Source organism: Fretibacterium fastidiosum, assembly GCF_000210715.1.
GTDB lineage: Bacteria > Synergistota > Synergistia > Synergistales > Aminobacteriaceae > Fretibacterium > Fretibacterium fastidiosum.
Genome location: NC_021038.1, coordinates 1799567 through 1803858, shown reverse-complemented (window position 1 = coordinate 1803858; position 4292 = coordinate 1799567). Strand labels below are relative to the sequence as shown.

At 63.2% G+C, this 4292-nt stretch carries 2 protein-coding genes and 1 pseudogene; all 3 read right to left on the bottom strand.

From position 1 onward, the window contains the following. A pseudogene (locus tag SY1_RS08405) lies at positions 1–338 on the bottom strand (heavy metal translocating P-type ATPase); the annotation flags it as partial. 30 nt (positions 339–368) lie between these two features. Then, positions 369–590 (bottom strand): cation transporter, encoded by a 222-nt coding sequence (locus SY1_RS08400; protein ID WP_015556775.1) that lies wholly within the window; start codon positions 588–590, stop codon positions 369–371. Positions 591–1305: 715 nt separating this feature from the next. Continuing rightward, positions 1306–4005 (bottom strand): C1 family peptidase, encoded by a 2700-nt coding sequence (locus tag SY1_RS08395; RefSeq protein WP_243440722.1) that lies wholly within the window; start codon positions 4003–4005, stop codon positions 1306–1308. Positions 4006–4292: the final 287 nt, after the last annotated feature.

The window sequence follows — 4292 nt, the reverse complement described above, 5'->3', positions numbered from 1 at the left end:
ACGCTGCGGCGGCTCTTGCCCACAGCGTAGCTCTGGAACCACTCGCCCACCTGGTAGAACAGCATGACCGCGATGCCCTCCGCGTAGTCCCCGTCCTCGTACACGGCAAGCGCCATGGCGCCCGTCGTGGCCACGGCCATCAGCAGGCACTCGTCGAAGGGCCGGCGGCGGACGAGGCCCTTCACCGCCTTGACGAGGATGTCGTACCCCACCACGAGGTACGGCACGAGGTACAGCGCAAAGCGCAGGAGGCCCTGCACCGGCGCGAAGTGGAGCGCGACCATCATGGCCGAGGCGACGAGGATGCGGATCAGGTTTCTCCTCTGTTTTCCACTCATAAGCCCACCCCCCGGCAGCCCGCGCCGCCGCTAATCAACGAAGATCTCGCAGTCGTCCTCGACCCTCTTGCAGTTCCGCCGAACCTCCTCCATCACGTCCGCAGGGTCCCGCCCCTCCTCGAAGTCCACGCTCATCTTGAGCGCCATGAAGTTCACGGAGACGTCCTTCACGCCCGGCGTCCTCCGCGCCGCCTCCTCCATCTCGTTCGCGCAGTTCGGACAGTCCACTTCGATCCTGTAGCTCTTCCTCATCGCTCAACGCCTCCCCCAGGAGCCTGCGGCTCGTTTAATCATTCAAATATTTATTTGAATGTTAAGGGCAGTATACCCCCTTAACCAAGCGGCTGTCAAGGACGCGGCGGCGCCCCCAAACCTGCAGGGACGGGAAGCCGTTGTGGCTGACCGCAGACGGCTCGTTCATCCCTGCGCGGTATCGGAATGACGGGTCTCTCGCCAACGAGGCGCTTTTCTTCATGGATCCCCGGAGGGGCAGCGCAATGCGGAGAATCTTCTGCCAGCCGATGGAATGACGAGAAAAGGCTTCACCCCAGGCCATCTTTACAATGGAATATCAGGGCATTCATGCCCTTTCACCCCAGTATCTTCCGCGATACAAAGCAGGGAAGTCTCAGCGGGGCCGGAGTCTTTCGTGGACTCCGGCCCCGCTTCGTCCCCGAACCTTCTCTCTAAAGCCCTTTCTCCTTCAAATTTCTCCGCTCCGTCAGAGACCGCGCAGCAGGCAGCCCGTAGGCAGGCTCCGCATGCAGAACTCCGGTTCGCTGACGCGAACCACCTCCCCTTTCATAAGTGAGACAGCAAATCTTTGATTTGCGTCGTCGAACTTAGGGGCTTCATCAGGGGAGGCAATCCATATTAAACGCGAATTGGTATAAAACGCACCTCAGGGCGGCCCTGTTGGGGACCGCCCTGAGGTGTGTCCAAAAGAGATCGGGTTCGCTCTGCGAGCCTACACTTTCTTTTTCAGCCCCAGCGATGCCGCGAGGAGCAGCGCAAGAGCGCCTGCCCCGGCGTCGCATCCACCGCCGCTCGATTTCCCGGTAGAACCGGGATTTGGCTCCGTCTTCGGGGTCATCTCGGAGAGTTTCAATCCTCCCGACGGCAGGGACGCGGCGTTCCCGTCGATCACAACCTTCGTCACCGCGGCGCTGCTCAGGGCATCCCGACCGACCTTACCCGTTATCCGCAGTTCATGGGTGCGGCCGCTTTCGGACAGGGAGGCAGCGGAGAGAATCCGCGTCCCGCCGTCGTACAGGCCGTACCGCAGCGAACCCTCGATGAACCCCTCAACCTCCACGGACAGGGTCTTCGGGGCCGCGTACAGGGTCACCGCAGTAGAAAGCGTCACAGGAACACGCCCCTCCGCGTCCGCGGCCTCCGTCACGATCACCCAGTCCGTGGGGCGGGCCGACACGACAGGCTTTTGCTCGGGCGTCGGAGTTGGTCCAGGCGTTGGTCCAGGTGTTGTTCCGGGTGTAGGCGTCGGCCTCGGCGTCGGCGTTGGTGTCGGCCTCGGAGTTGGCGTCGGGGTTGGCGTCGGTGTCGGAGGCACGACCTTCTCCGTCACCGTGTAGGCTTTTCGCGCAGAACGCCCGTCCTTCAGCGTCACCGTCACCGTCAGGATGGAGGACTGGAACCCGGCCCTGGGCGTCCCCCGCACCGCCACATCCGTGTCCCGGAACGCCGTGGAATCCCTCAAAGAGGCCGTCAAGCCCTCCCAGACCCCCTGGAACGAGACGACATCGACGGAGGCGACATCCGACGAGACCAGGTTCCGCACCGTCAAAAGCCCGCTGTAGGGCGCACCGCCTGCAATCTCGGTCGGGGGCTCGATCGTCTCGGGCAGGACAAACGCCAGCGTTTTCATCAGCGTATAGTCCGCGGAGAGCACCACCCCTCCGCCAAGCGTGACGCTCACGGTCACCCCGGTCGTCGGGACATCCCTGGAGACCGTCCCGGACAGGACAACCGCATCGCCGCTGATGCGAGCCGCAGGCCCTGTCGACCAGTGGCCGGACGTTTTCGCGGTGACATCCGCGCTCACCAGATCCACGGACGCGACGCCCTTCACGCGCACCGTCCCCTGATAAGGCAGGCCTGGATCAAAGGTATGGGGCTCGATCTCCGCCTCCAGCGCGGGCGCTGCCACTTTTGTAAAGGCCTTGATGCAGGCGTTGATACCCTTTATAGAACCGTCCTCCCAGTTCACCCCGTCCCCGGAAAAATAGCTCTCCTCCGGGTTGCAGACGGCGTTGTCCGAGTAGCCCTTGATCTTTACCTCCACAGCCAGGGGAAATCTGTAGTCGGGGGTCTCCATGCGGAGCACCACGGAGAAACGCTCCCCCGCCTCCAACGGCACAGGAGCCGTCAGGTCCACCGTGTGGTAGCCCGCGAACGGGAGCGCTCCGTCGACCGCGTAGACGAGCGTCCCGGAGACGGGCGTTCCCGACGCCGTTCCCAGGCGATAGACGCGCAGCCTGTAGCGCGCGTTCGCCGCCGTGGTGTAGAAGGAGACCGACCTCAGCGTCTCGTCCTCCACCGCCGTGAAGACGTTACCCATCCAGCCTTGTCCGGACATGCCCAAATAACAGGATCTGCACCACCCCAGGTCGTCGTACCCGTATTGGCGCATCGAGGGATCCGCCGGGACCACCCGGTAGACGGCGCCGTCCTCCAGGGTCTTGTCCTCGTAGGATATCCAGAAGTAGCCGTCCTCGCCAAATCCCGGCCCCCAGCTGTTCTTGACCAGCCAGGCGCCGTCCCTCGCGGGTCGGGGCTGGTCGGATCGGAAGTTCTCCTTGGGATAATTGTCGTCCCAGCCCACGGCCAGCACCTCATGGTTCGCGCCGTCGTCGCTGTTGCTGTTGTAGAAGGAGACGCCGCCCCTCGTGTAATACTGCGGGTCACTGCAATAGGCAATGGAGATGGCCCCGTACCTCCGGATCAGCGTCTTCCAGACCATGTCATCCGGCTTTTTTCGGTCACGTCCCAGATAGAAGACATCCCGCAGGTGCAGCCGGTTGGGGTAGTCCGAGGCCGGCTGGTCGGGTTCCGTCCCATAGGGCAGACTGTCCTCGGAGACCGCCCCCGTCCAGCGTGCCAGGGTCGCCGTCGACTTGAAATTATTTCCTTCCTGTCCCAGGACATCGGCGGAGGTCGGAGAGGAAAGGACATTTCCAGCCCTACCCGTAAACCCCTTCCCTGGCTCCATGTAGGTGAACCAGGCCAGGTGCATCTCCGAGAGGTCGAGGTCCTCCGAGGTTCTGCCGAGCCCCTGCGTGAGATACGACGACTCGGCCGCCCCGATGGCGGCGAAGCTCCAGCAGGTTCCAAAGGAGCCTTGATCTCGCGCCGGCGTCACCCGCCCCTCCGCGCGGAGGTCGCAGGACGCGGGCAGCGTCGCATCGCCGCGGTTCGATCGCCGGCCCGGGAAGCGGGAGTAGTCCACTCCATCCAGGTGCGAGAGGTCCACGGGGGACGGAACGTAACCCGTAGGCCTCTCGCCGGCGGGACCGGAGGCACGGTCTCTTCCCCGCGCGGCTTCCTCCCGCCAGCGCAGGAACTCCGGGGAGAGGGGCGCGCTTTGCCCCCAGGCAAACGCCCCGCCCGCGCAACTGAACACCCAAAACAACGCAACAAGCCAACTCACCCTTCTCAATCGCGTTCCCTCCTTTTTCCGTTTGCGCCGCGCAACCCCCTAAAAGCTTCCTGAAACAGCCTCTTTTTGCCCGGAATATCCCCCTCCTGCGCCGGGAACATAAAAAAAGCCCCTCCCCACCCTGCGCTCTGCACTCCGGGCGGGAGGGGCTTTTTTGTTCAAACTTGTTCGACTGATCCGCTTCCGAGCTGTCACTTTTCAGATCAACAGACAAACGCAAAGACGCACGCACAATCGTCGCACAAAATCAAGAAAAAGTCAGAGAGGAACGGGAACCC

Coding starts and splice junctions, on each gene's coding strand:
- SY1_RS08400 (WP_015556775.1), bottom strand. CDS start 590: ATGAGGAAGAGCTACAGGATCGAAGTGGACTGTCCGAACTGCGCGAAC.